The following is a 17168-nucleotide window of genomic DNA, read 5'->3' as shown; positions in this document are numbered from 1 at the left end:
CGGAAGTCTTCAGGCAATCATCTGATCGGTATTGTATTCAGGAACCCTTGCCGCCGCACTTGCCGGTTGCAACGTTGAAGTTGCCGCAGGACATCGGCTTGCGCCAATCGGAGATCAGGTCCTTGGAGTCGGGCAGGTAATCCGACCATTCGTCACCAACGACGGCGGGCGTCTGCTGGACGATTTCGAACTGGCCGTTGGCCTGGATTTCACCGATCAGCACCGGCTTGGTGATGTGGTGGTTCGGCATGACGGTCGCATAACCGCCGGAGAGGTTCGGAACGCTGACACCGATGATGGAGTCGAGAACCTTGTCGGTATCGGTCGTGCCGGCGGCCTGGACGGCCTTAACCCATGCGTTGAAGCCGATATAGGCAGCTTCCATCGGGTCGTTCGTCACGCGCTTGTCGTTCTTGGTATAAGCGTGCCAGTCCTTGATGAACTTCTTGTTGGCAGGGCTTTCCACAGACTCGAAATAGTTCCAGGCGGCCAGATGGCCGACGAGCGGCTTGGTGTCGAGGCCGGCAAGTTCTTCTTCGCCGACCGAGAAGGCGACGACGGGAATGTCGGTTGCCTTGATGCCCTTGTTGCCCAGTTCCTTGTAGAACGGAACGTTGGCGTCACCGTTGATCGTCGAGACGACGGCGGTCTTCTTGCCGGCCGAACCGAATTCCTTGATCTTGGAAACTTCGGTCTGCCAGTCGGAGAAGCCGAACGGCGTGTAGTTGGTCATGATGTCTTCTTTCGGAATACCCTTCGAAATCAGGTACGCCTCGAGAATCTTGTTGGTCGTGCGCGGATAGACGTAGTCGGTCCCTTCAAGAACGAAGCGCTTGACGCCTTCTTTTTCCATCAGGTAGTCGACGGCCGGAATAGCCTGCTGGTTTGGAGCAGCGCCGGTGTAGAAGATATTGCGCGAGGATTCTTCGCCTTCATACTGCACGGGGTAGAAGAGCAGCGAATTCAGCTCTTCGAATACCGGCAGAACGGACTTGCGCGACGAGGACGTCCAGCAACCGAAGACGGCGGCAACCTTGTCCTTCTGGATCAGCTCGCGGGCCTTTTCGGCAAACAGCGGCCAGTCGGAAGCCGGATCGACAACGACGGCCTCGAGCTTCTTGCCGAGAAGGCCGCCCTTCTTGTTCTGCTCGTCGATGAGCATCAACATGGCGTCTTTCAGCGTGGTTTCGGAAATCGCCATCGTGCCGGAAAGCGAATGCAATACGCCGACCTTGATCGTGTCGTCGGCGGCAAGCGCGCCCTGGAAGGCAGCCGATGCCGCCATGACGGCACCGAGCGCAGCGCCGGTGAATGTGGATCTGAGATTCATTTGGTTGAGCCCCTCTTCTTGTTCCGCAACAGGCCGGAAACGGAATTTAACTGTTGCCGAGGGGACTATCGGGTGCTGCATCGCAAAAACACATACGCAAAATGACGTAGGTGTAGGGGGCAAACGAACAGGCCGGAAAGCAAAGGGCATCCCCGCAGTTGGGAACGCCCTCTTGGTTCGAGAAGAAATTATCCTTCGATCGTCAGGATGACCGACGTCGGGCCATAGGAAAGGCTGGCCTTGTGGCCGGAAACGGTGACCTTGCCGAACGCGCCGGTTACGTTACCGGCCTTCAGGATCTCGATCTTCGTTCCGGCCGCTGGGACAAAACCATCGGCGAGCGTCACGTCGAGATCGCCGGCCAGCGCTGCTTTGCCCTCGATTGCCAGCGTGCCGGCGCCGTTCGCACCGAGCGCCAGCTTCGCCGTCGCATTGGCAGACTGCTGATAGTCCCCGCTTACGGCCAACGGCTTGTCGGCCGCCACAACGAGCGAACCGCCATCGACCGTCAGTCCGCCGGTGCCGAAAGCCGAGGACGATCCGGCCACCAGCGCGCCCTCTTCGAGCACGCTGCCGCCGGCATAGCTGTTGGCGCCGGAAAGCCTGAGAATGCCGCTGCCTCGCTTCACCAGCTTGCCCTTGCCGCCAATATCGTTGCGCCAGCTGTCAATCGCATTGAAGCCGCCCTTTGCCGCATCCATCGTCACGGTCACGTCCTGGTCGAAGGCGCCGTAACCATCCGCGGCGGCAAACAGGTTGAGGCGGCCGTAACCTTCCGCGTCGTCGATGAGCGGGTAGCCCGAGGCGATCTCTGTCGTCTTCAGCACGTCGCGGCGCTGCTCGCCGTCAAGATAGGGCAGACGTGTTTCGAGAAGCGTTTCGGCGCCCTGCGGCACGCGGGCCGGCTGATCGGTCGGATGGATCGTCGGCAGGCCGTAACTGAGGCGCTGCAGCACATAGGCGCGATTGGCGCCATGATCGGCAAAACGGTCCGCGGCGATCGGCTCCGCATGCGCAGCGACTTCGAGCGCGCCCGCATCGGCAACGCCGGATTTGGCAATGAGCCAGGACTGCGCTTGGGCGTAAGCATCGCTCTTCAGCCCGGCATTGTCGGCCTTGTTCAGATTGTAGACGACCGTCGCGGTGCCGAGCATCCGGCCGGCCATCACGTCGAGCGGAGAATGCATGCCAGCAAGGATGCGGTCCTCGCCCAACTCGCTGGCGCGCGTGATCATTTCCTGGAAGCGCTGCGGCACGAGATAGGCCATGGCGAGCGCATCCCGCCAGGCTTCCGCCGTATGTCCGCTCGGGAAGCCACCGTCTTCGACCGGCTTGCCGCTCTTGGCGGGCTCGAGCGTCGGGACGACCGAAACGTCCTGGCTCCAGCGGTAGGGACGGCCATATTTGAAATAGCGCTTGGCAGGCTCCGTCGAGCCGTCACCGCTGGCGGCGTTGATGAAGTCGATTGCGAGGCCCATGTCCGGATTGGCATCCGTCTTGTTTTCGGTGTCCGGCTTGCTGCCGGCGCCGCGATTGTTGCCCTTGTCGTCATATTTGACCGCCGTCGCATCGGCGGCCACCTCGGTGATCGTGGTGGTCTGCTTGGAGCCCGCCTTCCAGGCAGCCGTCAGTGGACCGAGGCCGTCGACGATGCTGGCATTCTTGCCGCGCCGATCGTCGAGATAGGCGGCCACGGCCTGCTCGGCCGTCCGCGCCTTGGTCACCTTGACGACATAGGCGATGTTCGCATCATGGACGAGCTTGTTGACGACCTGACCATCGGTCTTGCTGGCGGGAATGCCGTCCCAGTCCGTCTTGGCGACCGCCGGGCAATTGTCTTTGGCCGGCGCTTCGACGCCCGCATCGACGAAAGGCGTGCGTGGGGTCCAGACTTCGAGGAAACCGGAGAGAAGATGAACGGCGGCATTGGTGTCCACCGTCGAGAAGCAGGCGTCACCGCGCTTGTTGGTGTTTCCGGTCTCGGCATAAGGCGCTTTCGCCGCCGTGGCCTGCTCAGCGACGGCAAGCGACGGCACGATCGAAACGAGGCAGACGAGGGCGGTGCTCAGCCGGAAAAAGCTTGAAACAGACATAGGTGATACCTGAAATGGTTGAAAGAATGGCGGGAGAGTTAGAGGCCTAGTGTGACAGACCGGCTTCAAAAATATGGCGGTTCCGTGAATCTGCCAGTGCTCCGCCCTTGCCTTTCTCACCCATCCCGCCAAAACTGTTTCGAGACGATAGGCCAACCGGAATGCCGGAAGGAAGACATGGCAGCCCGCCAACGCATCATTCCGGTAAGACGCGAATATAATCGCTGGGTCGCCAACCAGACGCTGGAAGATTACGCGCTGCGCTTCACCGCAAAGAGCGCCCGCCATTTCTCCTCCCAGCGCATCGCTCAGACGGCGATCGGCGCGATCTCCTTCCTGGCGCTGGAAGCGATCGGCGGCGCCATCACCCTCTCCTACGGCACCACCAATGCCTTCTATGCCATTATCGTCGCCTCGATCGCCATGCTGGCGATCGGCCTGCCGATCAGTCGCTACGCCATCCGCCACGGCGTCGACATCGACCTTCTGACGCGCGGCGCCGGCTTCGGCTACATCGGCTCGACCATCACCTCGCTGATCTATGCGAGCTTCACCTTCATGCTGTTTGCGATCGAGGCCTCGATCATGTCTGGGGCGCTGGAACTCACCCTCGGCATCCCGCTCTGGATCGGCTACATCCTCAGCGCCGTCATGGTGATCCCGCTGGTGACGCACGGCGTGCGGCTGATCAGCAAGTTCCAGCTGATGACACAGCCCTTCTGGATCGTGCTGAACATCCTGCCCTTCATCTTCATCGCCTTCATGGACTGGGAGAAATTCGATCTCTGGCGCGCCTTTGCCGGCATCCGCCATGCCTCCGGCCCGCCCGGCACCGTCGCCGATTTCGATCTGGTGGAGTTCGGCGCCGCCTCCGCCGTCATCCTAGCCCTGATGTCGCAGATCGGCGAACAGGCCGATTTCCTGCGCTTCCTGCCGCCGGAGCCGCGGCGCAAGTGGCGTCATCGCCTGGCTGTCTTTCTCGCCGGCCCCGGCTGGGTCGTCATCGGCGCGCCCAAGCTGCTTGCGGGATCGTTCCTGGTCGTGCTGACCCTGGCCTCGGGCGTGCCGGTCGATCGCGCCGCCGACCCTGCGCAGATGTATCTGACCGCTTTCGGCTATATGGTCCCCTGGCAGAATGCCGCGCTGTTGCTGATGGCGGCCTTCGTCGTCGTCTCGCAGCTGAAGATCAACGTGATGAATGCCTATGCCGGCTCACTCGCCTGGTCGAACTTTTTCTCGCGGCTGACCCACAGCCATCCCGGCCGCGTCATCTGGCTGGTCTTCAACGTCGCGATCGCCCTGCTTTTGATGGAGCTTGGCATCTACCGGCTGCTGGAGGAGACGCTCGGCATCTTCTCGATCGTCGCCATGGCCTGGCTCTGCACGATCTCCGCCGATCTCTTCATCAACAAGCCGCTTGGCCTCGCGCCGCCCGGCATCGAGTTCAAACGCGCCCATCTCTACGACATCAACCCGGTCGGGCTCGGCGCCATGACGCTGTCGGCGACGGTGTCGCTGATCGCCCATTTCGGCGCCTTCGGCGAGATCGCCGCGTCGCTCGCTCCCTATATTACGCTGGTCATCGCGCTGGTCGCCTCGCCTGTCATCGCCTGGGCAACGAAAGGCAGGTTCTATCTCGCCCGCAAGCCGCGCCAGAGCTGGAAGAACCTGACGAACATCACCTGCTCGGTCTGCGAGCATCCCTTCGAGCCGGAGGACATGGCCTGGTGCCCGGCCTATGCCGCGCCGATCTGTTCGCTCTGCTGCTCGCTCGACAGCCGCTGCCACGACATGTGCAAGCCGGCCGCCCGTCTCAACGCGCAGGTCGGCACCGTCGCCAAGGCGCTGCTGCCGGAAACCGTGCTTGGCAAGCTGACGACGCGCCTTGGCCGCTACGGCATCGCCGTCGTGCTGGCCTTGACCGCCATCGGCGCGATCCTGGCGATGATCGCCCATCAGGTCGCCGCCGCCTCGCCCGAGACGGCCGAGGTCGTCAACCGCACCATCCTGATCGTCTTCTTCGTCTTCTCGGTGATTTCAGGCGTCGTCTGCTGGTTCTATGTGCTCGCCCATGACAGCCGCGTCGTCGCCGAGGAGGAATCCTCGCGCCAGAACACGCTGCTGCTCAAGGAGATCGCCGCCCACAAGAAGACCGACACCGCCTTGCAGAACGCCAAGGAGACGGCCGAGGCCGCCAACCGCGCCAAGAGCCGCTATGTCGTGGGCTTGAGCCATGAATTACGCACGCCGCTGAACGCCGTGCTCGGCTACGCCCAGATCCTCGAACGCGACGAGACCATCCCGGCGCCGCGCCAATCCTCGATCAAGGTCATCCGCCGCAGCGCCGAACATCTCTCAGGCCTGATCGACGGCCTGCTCGATATTTCCAAGATCGAGGCCGGCCGGCTGCAGGTCTATTCCAATGAGATCAACATCCAGGATTTCCTCGATCAGATCGTCGACATGTTCCGCCCGCAGGCGCAGGCAAAAGGACTTGTCTTCATCCATGAGCGCGCGCCGGCCTTGCCGCAATTTGTTCGCACCGATGAAAAGCGGCTGCGTCAGATCCTCGTCAACTTGCTCTCCAATGCCATCAAATTCACCGACGAGGGCAGCGTCACCTTCGATGTCGCCTATCGCAGCCAGGTTGCGACCTTTACCGTTACTGATACCGGCCGCGGGATCACTGAAAAGGATCTGACGCGCATCTACGAACCCTTCCAGCGCGGCGAGGCGGAAAGCGTCCGGCCGATGCCGGGCCTCGGCCTCGGCCTCACCATCACCCGGCTTCTGACCAACACGCTCGGCGGCGAGATCGCGGTTTCAAGCGTCAAGGACGAGGGCTCGACGTTCCGCGTCCGCCTCATGCTGTCGGCCGTGCTGCGGGCTGTGGCCGCCGCGCCGCAGGAAAAACGTATCGCCGGATATGACGGTCCGCGTCGCACGGTGGTTGTCGTCGACGACAATGAGGATCATCGCGAGATGATGCGCGAAATCCTGGCGCCTCTCGATTTCATCGTTCTGACGGCGGCCGGCGGCGCCGAATGCCTGACGCTGATCGAAGGCATCACGCCCGATCTTTTCCTCGTCGATATCCTGATGCCCGGCATGAACGGCTGGCAGCTCGTCTCGCGCCTGCGCGAGGCCGGCCAGGCGGCGCCAATGCTGATGCTTTCGGCCAATATTGGCGATGCCGCCGTTCTCAGCGACAGCGACGACAGCCACAATGATGCGATCGGCAAGCCGGTCGACATCCGCCAGCTGCGCGACAAGCTGGCTTTGCATCTCGGCCTGAAATGGCTCTATGCCGACGCAGCAACAGCCGTTCCTGTGAATACCGAAGCGCCGATGATGAGTCCGGGTGCCGCCCATGTGCAGGAATTAGTGCGGCTCGGCGAAATCGGCTATATCAGAGGCATCGAGGCCAAGCTTTCGGACCTTGCCAAGGTGGAAGCAAATCAGCCATTCACCGAGAGACTCTATGCCTATGTCGCCGTCTTTGATCTCGCCGGCTTCATGACCTTCCTGCACGACTTCGACGAAAAGGTGGAATCCATTGGCTGAGCCGGCCCTGCCCCGTGACATCGTTCTGCTGGTCGACGACTCGCCCGAAGCGCTCGGCTTCCTGACCGACGCGCTCGAACAATCCGGCTTCTCCGTGCTGATCGCCACATCGGGTGCCGCGGCACTTGGTATCGTCGAGCGCATCACGCCCGATCTCATCCTGCTCGACGCCGTCATGCCCGCCATGGATGGCTTTGAGACCTGCCGCAGGCTGAAGGCGAATGCGGCGGTGGCGCAGGTGCCCGTCATCTTCATGACCGGCCTGACCGAGACCGAGCATGTCGTGCACGCGCTGGAATCCGGCGGCGTCGATTATCTCGCCAAGCCGATCAATATCGACGAATTGCGCGCCCGCATCCGTGTCCATCTGCGCAATGCCCGCTCGGCGCAAAGTGCCCGCGTGGCGCTCGATGCCGCCGGCCGCCATCTGCTGGCAGTCAAGGGCGACGGCGCAATCCATTGGTCGACGCCGCAGGCAACACGGCTGGTCAATGCCGCCATGGGCAGCGACGAGGGCATGGAAATCGTCGTCCGCCATATCGCCGGCTGGATGCGCGAGCGCGCAGCCGCTGCGCGCGACGGCATCATCTCGATCGCCCATGCCGGCCAGGCGGCGCTACAGCTCGCTTATCTCGGCGCGATCGGCCCGGACGAATATCTTTTTCGCCTCACCGCCGCCAATCAGCGCAGCGACGACGAGATGCTGCGCCAGCGCTTCTCGCTCACCCAGCGCGAATCCGAAGTGCTGCTCTGGATCGCCAAGGGCAAGGCCAACCGCGACATCGGCGAAATATTGGGACTGTCGGCGCGCACCGTGAACAAGCACCTGGAACAGATCTACGTGAAACTGGGCGTCGAGAACCGGGCGTCAGCCGCGGTAAAAGCCACACACGTGCTGCACGAAATGTAACATCGGGCGGCACAGCACAGCACCCTCGCCGCAGCGGCCCGAAATTGAAACCTCCGCAAAAAAGAAGCCCGGTCGAAACCGGGCTTCAATCTCATGTCCTAAAAAGGGAAGGCAAGCTTACATGCCCTGCGGCACGTAGGTGTACTTGCCGTCTGCGCCCTTCTTCCATTCGTACATGATGTAACCTGGAATCTTCGGGTCACCCTTTTCGTCGAACGAAATGTCGCCGAGAACCGTCGTGAACGGACCTTTTTCCTTCATGGCCGTGGCAACGGCTTCAGGATCGACCGAACCGGCAGCCTTGGCGGCACCGACGATCGCCTGCATCGCAGCGTAGGAATAGAGCGTGTAGGCTTCCGGGTTGAAACCGGCGGCCTTGAACTTTTCGACAAGTTCCTTGTTGGCCGGGTTCAGCGTCGGATCGGGACCGAAGGTGTTCAGGGTACCGGCAACGGCGTCGCCAGCGATCGAGGCCAGTTCGTTCGAAACGATACCATCGCCCGAAACCAGCGTTGCCTTCAGGCCCTGATCGGCGGCCTGACGAATGATGAGACCGGCTTCGGTGTGCAGACCGCCCCAATAGATGATCGAGACGCCGGCTTCCTTCATCTTGGCGATGAGGGCCGAGAAGTCCTTGTCGCCGACGTTGATGCCTTCATACATGACTTCCGTCACACCGGCAGCATTCATCGCCTTCTTGGTTTCGTCGGCAAGACCCTGACCGTAAGGTGTCTTGTCGTGAACGACCGCGATCTTGGCGTCCTTGAAGTGATCGGCAAGATACTTGCCGGCGATGGCGCCCTGCTGGTCGTCACGACCGCAGGTACGGAACGTGTTCCAGAGACCGCGTTCCGTAAACTTCGGGTTGGTAGCAGCCGGGGTGATTTCGAGGATGCCGTTTTCGGCATAGACTTCCGAAGCCGGGATCGAAACGCCCGAGTTGAAGTGGCCGATGACGAACTTGACGCCGTCGGCAACGAATTTATTGGCAACCGAAATGCCCTGCTTCGGGTCGGAGACGTCGTCGCCGAGCTCGAGCTTGATCTGCTCGCCATTGATGCCGCCAGCAGCGTTGATGTCGGCGGCCGCCTGCTCGGCGCCCTTCTGGAGCTGAGCGCCGAACGCAGCGTTCGGGCCGGTCAGCGGACCAGCGACAGCGATGAGAACGTCGGCCCATGCGTTGCCGCTGAAGGCGACCATCGCCGTCAGAGCCACCGCCGACAGAAGAGACTTCTTCATATTATTACTCCCAATTTTTGGGCGGGTTCCGGTCCAAGGCCCAGCGCACTACCCACCATTGACTGCGCCAGGAAAGCTGTTCCACTCTGAAGGCAATTCATGCCTAGTTTCAACGGACTGTCAATGTTTGTCCTTCCACGAAAACGCGGAAGTTTTTTCGTACAGCCAGTAATAGTTGTTGACCATCTGATTGGTGCGGCGAAAGCGGAAGCCGGCGGTCGAGAAGACCAGCAGCGTCACGAAATCGATCCCGTAGTAAAGCGCGCTGAGCATAGGCCCATCGAACAGCGCGTGGTGCAGGAACTGCATCGCCCAGGCGAGCAGGAAAGTGTAGACGACAGTCAGCGGGTAGTTGTTCCAGCCTTCGGCAACCGCCTTGCCGGCGCGCCAGGCCGTCCAGAAGCCGATCAGCACGACGATCGCGCGGATGATCAAGCGGGCACCGGTATCGCTTTCGAAGAAAAGTCCCTGCATGTCAAACTCCCCTTCGAGCTAGTGTCTTCCGCCTTCGAGATAGGCGGCACGGACTTCAGGATTGGCGAGCAGCTCCTTGCCGGAGCCGCTCATCGTCACCTTGCCGTTCACCATCACGTAAGCGCGGTGCGAAAGCCTCAGCGCAGCAAATGCGTTCTGCTCGACGAGGAAAACGGTCAGCCCTTCCTGTTCATTAAGCTTGCGGATCGCCTCGAAGATGCCCTTGACGATCAGCGGCGCAAGACCAAGAGAGGGTTCGTCGAGAAGCAGCAGCTTCGGGCGCGCCATCAGCGCGCGGCCGATCGACAGCATCTGCTGCTCGCCGCCCGAAAGCGTGCCGCCGCGCTGGGCGTGGCGTTCTTTCAGGCGCGGGAAGAGCGTGAAGATCTTCTCGACGTCCTCGGCGAAATATTTGAGATTATCGAGGCCGGCGCCCATCTGAAGATTTTCCAGAACCGTCATCCGCGGGAAGATGCGGCGTCCCTCAGGCGACTGCGCGATGCGCAGGCGGGCGATTTCGTGGGTCGGCATGCGGGTGATGTCCCGGCCCTCGAAGACGACCGAGCCGGTTCGGGCCTGCGGGCTGCCGCAGATCGTCATCATCAGCGTCGACTTGCCGGCGCCGTTGGCGCCGATCAGGCTGACGATCTCGCCCTTGTTGACGTGGACATCGATGCCGGCCAGCGCACGGATATTGCCATAATAAGTTTCGACGCCATTCACCTGAAGGAGCGGTTGACCCGTCATTACTTCATCGCCCATCAGTTTGCGCCTCCTTCGAGCTGCTCGACGGTTGCGATCACCTCTTCCACTTCTTCATCTTCGACACCGAGATAGGCCGCGATGACCTTCGGATCGTTCTTCACGTGATCCGGTGTGCCATCGGAAATCTTCTGGCCGTATTCGAGGACGACGACGTGGTCGGAGATTTCCATGACCACCGACATGTCATGCTCGATGAGCAGGATAGATGTTCCGGTTTCGGCACGGATGCTCTGCAGCAGCGCATTGAGGGTCGCCGATTCCCGCGGATTCAGGCCGGCGGCCGGTTCGTCCAGGCAAAGCAGCTCGGGGCCAGTGCACATGGCACGGGCAATCTCGAGACGCCGCTGGGCGCCGTAGGGCAGATCACCTGCCGGATCGTCGGCTCGGTCGATCAGATCGGCCTTCTCCAGCCAATGGCGCGCAAGCTCGATCGATGCGGCCGCCTCCCGCTTGTAGGGACCGATGCCAATGAGGCCGAGGATCGTATAACCTGAGGCTTTCATCAGCTTGTTGTGCTGGGCGACGAGCAGGTTTTCGAGAACCGTCAGGCCGGAGAACAGCCGGATGTTCTGGAAGGTGCGCGCCACCTTGGCTTCTTTGGTGATGCGAAAGTCTGGCAAACGCTCCAGCAGATACTGCTTGCCGCTCTTCTGGTTAAGCGTGATCATCCCCATCGTCGGCTTGTAAAAGCCGGTGATGCAGTTGAAGACCGTGGTCTTGCCGGCACCGTTCGGGCCGATCAGCGCGGTGATATCGCCGCGCTTGGCTTCGAAGGAGAAGTCGTTGATGGCCATCAGGCCGCCGAACTTCATCGACAGGTGTTCGACCTTGAGAAGCGTGTCGCTCGACATGGTGTTGGTGACGGGGCTCATCAACCATGGCCCTCCTTGATGAAGCTTCCGGAAATTGCCTTGCGCGCCTTGAGGTAGGCGGTCGGTTCACGCGAACCGACGAAACCGCGCGGCTTGAACAGCATGACCACGACCATGGCGAGGCCGAAGATCAGCATACGATACAATTCTGGCGTGAAAGTCGGCCCGAAAACTACTTTCAGGAAGTCCATTTCGCGCAGCAGCTCGGTGCCGCCGACCATGACGATTGCGGCGATCGCAATCCCGGTCAAAGAACCCATGCCGCCGAGGACGACGATGGCGAGGATCACAGCCGATTCCAAGAAGACGAAAGATTCTGGCGAAACGAAACCCTGACGGGCAGCAAAGAAGGAGCCGGCGAAACCGGCAAACATCGCTCCCGTCGCAAAGGCCGTGAGCTTGGTCGTCACCGTATTGATGCCGAGCGAGCGGCAGGCGATCTCGTCTTCGCGCAGCGCTTCCCAGGCGCGCCCGATCGGCATGCGGCGCAGCTGGATGGTCACGTAGGCGGTCAGCATGCAGAGCGCCAGGATGAGGTAAAAAAGGAAGATCTTGTAGTAAGCCGAGGACATCGACAGGTGAAAGAGCTTGGCGAAGCCGCCGGCCGTCGCGTCGAAGGGAATGCCGAACAGCGTCACCTTGGGAATGCTCGAGATACCGAACGTCCCCTTGGTGACATCTGTCCAGTTGATAAGCACGAGGCGGATGATTTCGCCGAATGCGAGCGTCACGATGGCAAGGTAGTCGCCGCGCAGGCGCAGCACCGGAAAGCCGAGAATAACGCCCCAGAGTGCGGCGAAAATGCCGGAGAGCGGGAGGAGAACCCAGAAAGACAGGCCGAAATGGCTCGAAAGCAGCGCATAGGAATAGGCGCCGACTGCATAGAAAGCGACATAACCGAGATCGAGAAGACCTGCGAGGCCGACGACGATGTTCAGCCCCCAGGCAAGCATCACATAGATCAAGATCTGGATGCCGAAATTGTCGACATATGTCAGCGACCCCTGCGGGCCTTTGATCGCTACCACCACCATGGGATAAAGCAGCAGCGCGATCAGGGCGATCTTTAGGAAATGCCGGTGGAAGAAGCTCTTCTCGGTTGAGATGGCGAGTTCGCCCTGTCTCGCCTTTGCCAGCTTGCGGCTGTCGAGATGTGGCCGCAGGAAAACCACCGTGGCGAAGCGGCCGATCGCGGCGACAGCGACGAAGACCGCAAGCAGCCCCCAGCGCTGGACGATGATCAACTCGTTATTGATGTTCTGGTCGGTCTTGAGGCCGACATATAGGACGAACATGCCGAACGACAGGACGGCGGCGAAAAGGGCTTCGGTAAGGCCTTTGCGGACAAGTCCGGCATCGGGCTTGCCTGCGGAATTATCAATGTTTGCCATGACGTTATACCTTCTCGACTTCCGGCCGTCCAAGAATACCCGTCGGCTTGAAGATCAGCACGAAAGCAAGGATGGCGAAGGTCGCGACATCCTTGTACGCGATGGTGAAATAGGCCGACCACAGCGATTCGATCAGGCCGATCATCAATCCGCCGAGAACCGCCCCCGGCAATGAGCCGATGCCGCCGAGAACTGCTGCCGTAAATGCCTTGACACCCGGCGTGAAGCCGTCGGCGAACGAAGCGACGCCATAATACATCAGATACATCGTGCCGGCGACGGCAGCCAGTGCGGCGCCCATCACGAACGTGATCGAGATCGTCTGGTCGACATTGACGCCGAGCAGCGCTGCCATCTTGCGGTCCTGCTCCGTGGCGCGCTGGGCACGGCCGAGCGCGGTACGATTGACGATGTACCAAAAGACGGCGAGCAGCACGACCGTAATCACGATGATGACGATCTGTTTCAGCGACACCGAGATGTTGCCGAACTGATAGACCGAGCTGATCATCGGCGGGATCGGCTTGTTGCGCGGACCCTGCGTCACCTGGATGAAATTGGACAGCACGATCGACATGCCGATCGCCGTGATCAGCGGCGCCAGGCGGAAAGAACCGCGCAGCGGGCGGTATGCGATGCGCTCGATCGTCCAATTCCACAGACTCGTCATCAGCATCGCCACAACAAGCATCGCCAGCAGCAGAACTGCCACCGGGAGACCTGCGAAGATGGATGTGAGGACGAGAAAGACGATAAGAGCGGCGAAACCACCGAGCATGAAGATATCGCCATGGGCGAAATTGATCATGCCGATAATGCCGTAAACCATCGTATAGCCAATAGCCACAAGGCCATAGATGGATCCGAGCGTCAGCCCATTGAAGAGCTGCTGGACGAAATACTCCATATGTCGTTTTCCCCTGGATGCGAACCGCACGGGCTGCATCTCTTTTTGGTTCTTTGGTTCCCCGTTTCAGAGAACCTCATAGGCCGAATGCATACCGGTTTCGTTGGAAATGTGAAGACAAAAAGGATTTACTCCGACAGATTCTTGTCCGAACAGGCCTAAGTGGCGCGTTTTGAACCAAAATCCACAGAAAATCGGCAAAGAAAGGCCTATTTTTGATCAGAAACTGCCGCGGAGTTAACGATTCGAAGATTTGGCCGGCGATTTCCCTTGCCCGCTTAGCGCGTAAGCTATTCCATAGAATTGGAAGATGGCGCAAATTCACACCCCAACCCCACCAATTTTGCGAATACCATTTCACATCAAGATGCCCCTTCTTCGTCTGACAAGGCTGAAAACTTATGGTAGCATCATGGAACTGCGTTAGGGGATGCAGAGCGCGATGGGAAACACCATATCGAGTATCTGGTGACAGGGATGGTTTGCGGAAGAGCGACAGTGGGGTGCTCGGCCCGCGCGGCGAACGGCAAAAGGACAATGCTGAGGACATTTGAAAGGGCGGCGCTCGAAGCCGGCAAGGCCATTATCACGGTCCTGCGCGAAGGCTTCCCGGTCGCCATGAAAGCGGATGCAAGTCCGGTCACGGTCGCCGACGAGGAGGCCGAACGCATCATCCTCGCTCATCTCGCCAGAGATTATCCTGAAATACCCGTCGTGGCGGAAGAATCGGTCGCCGCCGGAAAAGTGCCCGACATCGCCGGCCGCGGCTTCTTCCTGGTCGATCCTCTCGACGGCACGCGCGAATTCGTCGACGGACGACAGGAATTCACCGTCAACATTGCTTATATAGAGAACGGCGCCCCGCTGGCCGGCATCGTCTACGCCCCGGCACTCGGACTTGCCTTCTCAGGCGAACACGGCCACGCCGAAAGGCTCGTGGTCACCGACGATTTCACCGTCGGCGCACGCAGCGCAATTGCCGTGCGCGAACAGCCAGGCGACAGGCTGGCGCTTGCCAGCCTCCGCCACAACAGTCCCGAGACCGGAAGCTTCCTCGCCCACCACGCAATCTCCAGATGCACCAATATCGGCTCCTCGCTGAAATTCTGCCTGTTGGCCGAAGGCAAGGCCGACGTCTATCCGCGCTTTACCCGCACGATGGAATGGGACACTGCGGCGGGCGATGCGGTGCTGCGGGCCGCCGGCGGTTCGACGGTCACGCTCGACGGAGCGCCGCTGACCTACGGCAAGACGGGCGACGCAGCCGATTTCGACTTCGCCAATCCGAACTTCATCTCCTGGGGCGGCACGAAACGCGTCTTCGAACCGGCGTAGCCACACCCGTACCCGAATTTCGCCTATCCACGTGACTGGCTTCGGCAGGCACTCTCTGAGTGATTCTGCAAACCGCCGGCCGGATCAGGTGATTCTCGGTTTGAACCCCGTTTTCCAATTTTCCCACCCCGGATCGTCACCGATTCCGCCTTGATTTTGTCTTATTGTGACGCAGTTTGGGAACGATCGAGCATCCTCGTCAGAAAAACTTCGGGCCGGAACTCGTTAACAATACCGTCGGTCGACCGTCGGTCGCGTGCCGAAACAGCACGTCGGACCACCCCGGAAGCCCTCGCCAAAGGCCTAAAAACCTTGACGAAATTCCAATTATTAACGAAATATCATGAGGTTGCCTCAACTTAACGCAGATGCGAAAGATTTATTGCGATGCGATATTTCTCTGGACACCATTACACAATTGTCGCATTTTTCCGTTTTAGTAGGGTTACCAAGACCTGAGTGCAGCCCTGGTGACAGGGTAAACCATTGATCGCCTATTGCCGCCGCACCCCTCGAAGACAACAGAGTACGATCCTTGAGCATCACGGAACTAAACAACAGCATTTCGACTGAGGCCTTCAGGCCGAGCCGCCGCCAGCAGCCGAGCCTGAAGATCCAGACCCCAGTTATCCATAGCGACGCGTCCCAGGCGTCGTGGGTGGATCTCGCCCTGAAGCGGGCGTTCGACATCGTTTCGTCGTTGAGCGCCCTCCTCGTCCTTGCCCCCTTCCTCCTGTTCGTCGCCTTGCTGATCAAGCTCGACAGCCCGGGACCGGTGCTCTTCAAGCAGACCCGCTGGGGTAAAAACTGCAAGACCATCAAGGTCTACAAGTTCCGCTCGATGCGCACGGATCTCTGCGATGTTTCGGGTGTTGCCCAGACGGTAAAGAACGACCCGCGCATCACCCGCGTCGGTGCAATCCTGCGCCGCACGAACGTCGATGAGCTGCCGCAGCTGCTGAACGTGCTGATGGGCCACATGTCTGTCGTCGGTCCGCGCTGCCATGCGATCGGCATGCGCGCTGGCGGCATGCTCTACGAAGAGCTCGTCCCGGAATACCATCAACGCCACGCCATGCGCCCGGGCATGACGGGTCTTGCCCAGATGCGCGGCCTGCGCGGCCCGACGGATCGTCCGGCCAAGGCGCGTGCCCGCATCGTCAGCGATCTCTATTATGTCGCAAACTTCTCGATCGGGATGGATATCCGCATCATTGCCGGCACCGTCGTGTCCGAGCTGACCCGCGGAAAAGGCTTCTAAGCTTTTGAGAAAGGGGCCGGCAGCTTAAGAGCAGCCGGCATCCGAGCGCTCTGGCACGCCACTGCGGCTGACCGAATCGATCTTGCGCATCGCGCTCTTCAAATCACCCAACGCCATATGCGACGAGAATTCGAGAATGATCGCATTCTCGTCGCTGCTTTGCAGGCCACATACTCGATTTCGCGCCAGGCGCGCTAACACCTGCGGCCGTGCGAGCTCAAAACATCCATCCGAAAGCGAAGATGTATTATTTCAGGTCAGCGTCGTGCGGGCGCGAAGGCGAAAATATTTTTCAAGGCCCACATCTGAAGAAACGGGTTGAGGGTGCTTTTTTCGGCGCCGCCACCCGCCTCACGGAAGATCGGTCTCGATCGTCCCCCTTAGCACGCTCACATCTGCCACAAGAAAAGAAAATCACCGGCAGGTAAGAAGCCGACAAGGCTTTCCGGCCAGTCAGCTGGTTTTCGTCAAAGCGGGGCGACCGCCGCTTGGGAAAGCCGAGAGCCGACAAAAATCGGAGTCCGCAAACTTTACCGTCCTGCTGAGCCGCTCCTTGCAGCCGTTCGGCAAGATCCCATCCCGACCTGACTGCGAAGGCGAAAAACCCAGCATGCTCAATGCAATCATCGCGCGCATGCTCATCCTTTTTCATCTTCATATCACGTAAGGCCAGCTTCAGCCGGGCCTCGCGGCCGGCTCAAGAGGTCCCCTGCCGGGGCATCGGTAGACACACGTCTTTGCCCCGCATCCCGAGCACACCAAGCATCAAAAGCGCGCTCTGGATTGATCCAGCGGGAAGAACAGAGACGATGTCGCACGTCCATCCACATGCCCGGCGCGACAAGATCTATCACGGGAAATCGGTCACAATTATTCGGCAAGCCCCATTCAGGACGCTCCCAGCCGACGGGGCAGCAGATGGCCGGCGCGGATCGCCAAGGGCCCGGGGCATCTAAATTTGTTATCAAAGTCTTACGATGAGCTTAGGCAATTTTTAAATGTGGCAGGCTAGAGTGGCGTCCGTGGT

General features: G+C 60.3%; 12 protein-coding genes. 4 read left to right on the top strand and 8 right to left on the bottom strand.

Annotated features, from left to right (window positions below):
- Positions 1 to 37: 37 nt before the first annotated feature.
- Complete coding sequence (urtA, locus tag ACS4RS_RS12335) at positions 38 to 1330, bottom strand: urea ABC transporter substrate-binding protein (protein WP_439010739.1); 1293 nt, start codon at positions 1328 to 1330, stop codon at positions 38 to 40.
- A gap of 188 nt (positions 1331 to 1518) precedes the next feature.
- The gene (locus ACS4RS_RS12330; protein ID WP_439010740.1) at positions 1519 to 3423 is read right to left on the bottom strand and encodes a phosphatase PAP2 family protein; all 1905 of its coding nucleotides are present in this window, start codon (positions 3421 to 3423) and stop codon (positions 1519 to 1521) included.
- 177 nt (positions 3424 to 3600) lie between these two features.
- Here ACS4RS_RS12330 and ACS4RS_RS12325 point away from each other — a divergent pair, with 177 nt between their 5' ends.
- Together ACS4RS_RS12325 and ACS4RS_RS12320 are read left to right on the top strand one after the other, a co-directional pair.
- Entirely contained in the window at positions 3601 to 6987 is a 3387-nt protein-coding gene (locus ACS4RS_RS12325) for an ATP-binding protein (RefSeq protein ID WP_439010741.1), read from the top strand.
- Positions 6980 to 7897, top strand: coding sequence for a response regulator (locus tag ACS4RS_RS12320; protein WP_439010742.1), 918 nt, complete (start codon positions 6980 to 6982; stop codon positions 7895 to 7897). Before ACS4RS_RS12325 ends, ACS4RS_RS12320 begins: the two co-directional genes overlap by 8 nt.
- Positions 7898 to 8014: 117 nt before the next feature.
- On the opposite strand, the gene ACS4RS_RS12315 is transcribed toward ACS4RS_RS12320, so the two are convergent.
- The 6 genes from ACS4RS_RS12315 to ACS4RS_RS12290 all read right to left on the bottom strand — a co-directional run bounded on the left by ACS4RS_RS12315 (position 8015) and on the right by ACS4RS_RS12290 (position 13545).
- Positions 8015 to 9136, bottom strand: coding sequence for an ABC transporter substrate-binding protein (locus tag ACS4RS_RS12315; RefSeq protein ID WP_439010743.1), 1122 nt, complete (start codon positions 9134 to 9136; stop codon positions 8015 to 8017).
- 120 nt (positions 9137 to 9256) lie between these two features.
- Entirely contained in the window at positions 9257 to 9610 is a 354-nt protein-coding gene (locus ACS4RS_RS12310) for a DUF6867 family protein (protein ID WP_439010744.1), read from the bottom strand.
- Between the two features lie 18 nt (positions 9611 to 9628).
- Positions 9629 to 10372 (bottom strand): ABC transporter ATP-binding protein, encoded by a 744-nt coding sequence (locus ACS4RS_RS12305; RefSeq protein WP_183696429.1) that lies wholly within the window; start codon positions 10370 to 10372, stop codon positions 9629 to 9631.
- Positions 10372 to 11247, bottom strand: a complete 876-nt coding sequence (locus ACS4RS_RS12300) for an ABC transporter ATP-binding protein (RefSeq protein WP_003581862.1) — start codon at positions 11245 to 11247, stop codon at positions 10372 to 10374. The genes ACS4RS_RS12305 and ACS4RS_RS12300 overlap by 1 nt, the downstream gene beginning before the upstream one ends.
- Positions 11247 to 12638, bottom strand: a complete 1392-nt coding sequence (gene livM, locus ACS4RS_RS12295) for a high-affinity branched-chain amino acid ABC transporter permease LivM (RefSeq protein WP_439010745.1) — start codon at positions 12636 to 12638, stop codon at positions 11247 to 11249. The genes ACS4RS_RS12300 and livM overlap by 1 nt, the downstream gene beginning before the upstream one ends.
- Positions 12639 to 12642: 4 nt before the next feature.
- A complete protein-coding gene (locus tag ACS4RS_RS12290; protein WP_116406834.1) occupies positions 12643 to 13545 on the bottom strand; it encodes a branched-chain amino acid ABC transporter permease in 903 nt (300 codons plus the stop codon).
- 537 nt (positions 13546 to 14082) lie between these two features.
- Between ACS4RS_RS12290 and cysQ the strand changes: the two genes are divergently transcribed.
- Positions 14083 to 14880 carry a 3'(2'),5'-bisphosphate nucleotidase CysQ gene (gene cysQ, locus ACS4RS_RS12285; protein WP_439010746.1) on the top strand — a complete coding sequence of 266 codons (798 nt, stop codon included), beginning with the start codon at positions 14083 to 14085 and terminating at the stop codon, positions 14878 to 14880.
- 535 nt (positions 14881 to 15415) lie between these two features.
- Positions 15416 to 16141: a sugar transferase gene (locus ACS4RS_RS12280; protein ID WP_439010747.1), complete on the top strand. Its 726-nt coding sequence runs from the start codon at positions 15416 to 15418 to the stop codon at positions 16139 to 16141.
- Positions 16142 to 17168 lie beyond the last annotated feature (1027 nt).

Source organism: Rhizobium sp. F40D2 (genome assembly GCF_051810745.2).
In the GTDB taxonomy this organism is placed as follows: domain Bacteria; phylum Pseudomonadota; class Alphaproteobacteria; order Rhizobiales; family Rhizobiaceae; genus Rhizobium.
Note: the sequence above shows the minus strand (reverse complement) of the source record. Positions and strands in the feature narration are given on the sequence as shown.

Bases quoted from the DNA above. Each gene is read 5' to 3' on its own strand.
- urtA (WP_439010739.1), bottom strand. From the start codon at position 1,330: ATGAATCTCAGATCCACATTCACCGGCGCTGCGCTCGGTGCCGTCATG.
- ACS4RS_RS12330 (WP_439010740.1), bottom strand. From the start codon at position 3,423: ATGTCTGTTTCAAGCTTTTTCCGGCTGAGCACCGCCCTCGTCTGCCTC.
- ACS4RS_RS12325 (WP_439010741.1), top strand. From the start codon at position 3,601: ATGGCAGCCCGCCAACGCATCATTCCGGTAAGACGCGAATATAATCGC.
- ACS4RS_RS12315 (WP_439010743.1), bottom strand. From the start codon at position 9,136: ATGAAGAAGTCTCTTCTGTCGGCGGTGGCTCTGACGGCGATGGTCGCC.
- ACS4RS_RS12310 (WP_439010744.1), bottom strand. From the start codon at position 9,610: ATGCAGGGACTTTTCTTCGAAAGCGATACCGGTGCCCGCTTGATCATC.
- ACS4RS_RS12305 (WP_183696429.1), bottom strand. From the start codon at position 10,372: ATGGGCGATGAAGTAATGACGGGTCAACCGCTCCTTCAGGTGAATGGC.
- ACS4RS_RS12300 (WP_003581862.1), bottom strand. From the start codon at position 11,247: ATGAGCCCCGTCACCAACACCATGTCGAGCGACACGCTTCTCAAGGTC.
- livM (WP_439010745.1), bottom strand. From the start codon at position 12,638: ATGGCAAACATTGATAATTCCGCAGGCAAGCCCGATGCCGGACTTGTC.
- ACS4RS_RS12290 (WP_116406834.1), bottom strand. From the start codon at position 13,545: ATGGAGTATTTCGTCCAGCAGCTCTTCAATGGGCTGACGCTCGGATCC.
- cysQ (WP_439010746.1), top strand. From the start codon at position 14,083: ATGCTGAGGACATTTGAAAGGGCGGCGCTCGAAGCCGGCAAGGCCATT.